Origin of the sequence: Nocardioides sp. (genome assembly GCF_031397825.1) — a bacterium.
Classification (GTDB): domain Bacteria; phylum Actinomycetota; class Actinomycetes; order Propionibacteriales; family Nocardioidaceae; genus Nocardioides.
In genome coordinates this window covers 1-1,599 of the sequence record NZ_JANNML010000010.1, presented here as the reverse complement: position 1 = coordinate 1,599, position 1,599 = coordinate 1, and the positions used below count along the sequence as shown (strand labels likewise).

Sequence of the window (1,599 nt, the reverse complement as noted above, 5' to 3'; positions counted from 1 at the left end):
TCGAGCAGCGCCTTGGCGTAGGGGTGGGCCGGTCGGGAGTAGATGTCCAGCACGCCCGCCCGCTCCACGACGCGGCCGGCGTACATCACGCAGATGTCGTCGGCGACGTCGGCCACCACGCCCATGTCGTGGGTGATGAGGATCAGGCCCATGTTGCGCTCGGTCTGGAGGTCGGCCAGCAGCTTCATGATCTGGGCCTGCACCGTGACGTCGAGCGCCGTGGTCGGCTCGTCGGCGATCAGCACGTCGGGGTCGAGGGCCAGCGCCATGGCGATCATCACGCGCTGGCGCATGCCGCCGGAGAACTGGTGCGGGTAGTCGGCCACACGGCGCTTCGCGTCGGGGATGCCCACCAGGTCGAGCAGCCGGACGGCCTCGACCTTGGCCTGCTTGCGTGAGAAGCCGCGGTGCACCCGGAACAGCTCGCCGAGCTGCCAGCCGACGGTGAAGAGCGGGTTGAGCGCGCTCAGGGCGTCCTGGAACACCATGCCGACCCGGTCGGAGCGGACCCGGCGACGGGTGTCCTCGGGCAGCTTGAGCAGGTCGACGCCCTGCAGCAGGACCTCGCCGCTGGCGATGCGCGCGGGAGGCATGTCGAGGATGCCCATGATGGCCTGCGCGGTGACGGACTTCCCGCAGCCGGACTCACCGAGGATGCCGAGCGTGCGCCCCGCCTCCACGGTGAAGTTCACGCCGTTGACGGCGTGCGCGACGCCCTCGCGGGTGTGGAACTCGACCTGCAGGTCCTTGACCTGGAGCAGGGGAGCGGACTCGTCGAAGGAGACGTTCTTGAGGACGTCCTTCGCGACCCGTGCCTTCTTGCCCTGCCCGGTGTCGCCCCCGGTGCGGTCGTCAGCGTTGCCGGTCTGAAGGGTCTCGGAAGCCATCAGCGTCCCTTCGGGTCGAGGGCGTCGCGCAGCTTGTCACCCATGAGGATGAAGCTGAGCACGGTGAAGATCAGGGCGATGCACGGGAACACCAGCAGGTGGCTGAAGCCCGCGGTCGCCAGGTTCTGACCCTCCTGGATCGTGATGCCCCACGAGAGGGTCTCGCCCTGGGGAAGGCCCACCCCCAGGAAGGTCAGCGTCGCCTCGGCGGCGACGAAGGAGCCGACGTAGAGCGTGGCGAGCACGATGACCGGACCCAGCGAGTTGGGCAGGATGTGGCGCAGGATGATGCGGGAGTCGCTGGCTCCCATCGCCCGGGCGGCGTCGACGAAGTCCTGGTCGCGCAGGGACAGCACGCTGCCGCGCACGATCCGGCTCATCGAGGTCCACCCCAGGGCGACCAGGACGAACGTGAGCGGCCAGATGCCCTGGGTGCCCAGCAGAGCCAGGAAGACCAGTGCGCCGAGCAGGAACGGCAGGCCGAGCACGATGTCGGTGATGCGCGAGATGATCGTGTCGGTCCAGCCACCGAAGTAACCCGACACGATGCCCAGCGTGGTGCCGATGATCGTCGTGAACAGGGTGACCATCACCGCGACGATGATCGAGGGCCGCGCACCGTAGATGATCTCGGAGTACATGTCGCACCCGAGCGTGGTGGTGCCGAAGACATGGCCACTGACGAGGTCGCTCTGCTCGACCCCGGGCGGCA

General features: G+C 68.5%; 2 protein-coding genes. Both read right to left on the bottom strand.

The window, feature by feature from the left end; translation table 11 throughout:
* A partial coding sequence (locus RMN98_RS00520; RefSeq protein WP_309646843.1) for an ABC transporter ATP-binding protein occupies positions 1-887 on the bottom strand: 887 nt, incomplete at its 3' end.
* Positions 887-1,599 (bottom strand): ABC transporter permease (locus RMN98_RS00515; protein WP_309646842.1); only part of this gene is annotated, 713 nt, incomplete at its 5' end. The genes RMN98_RS00515 and RMN98_RS00520, both read right to left, overlap by 1 nt.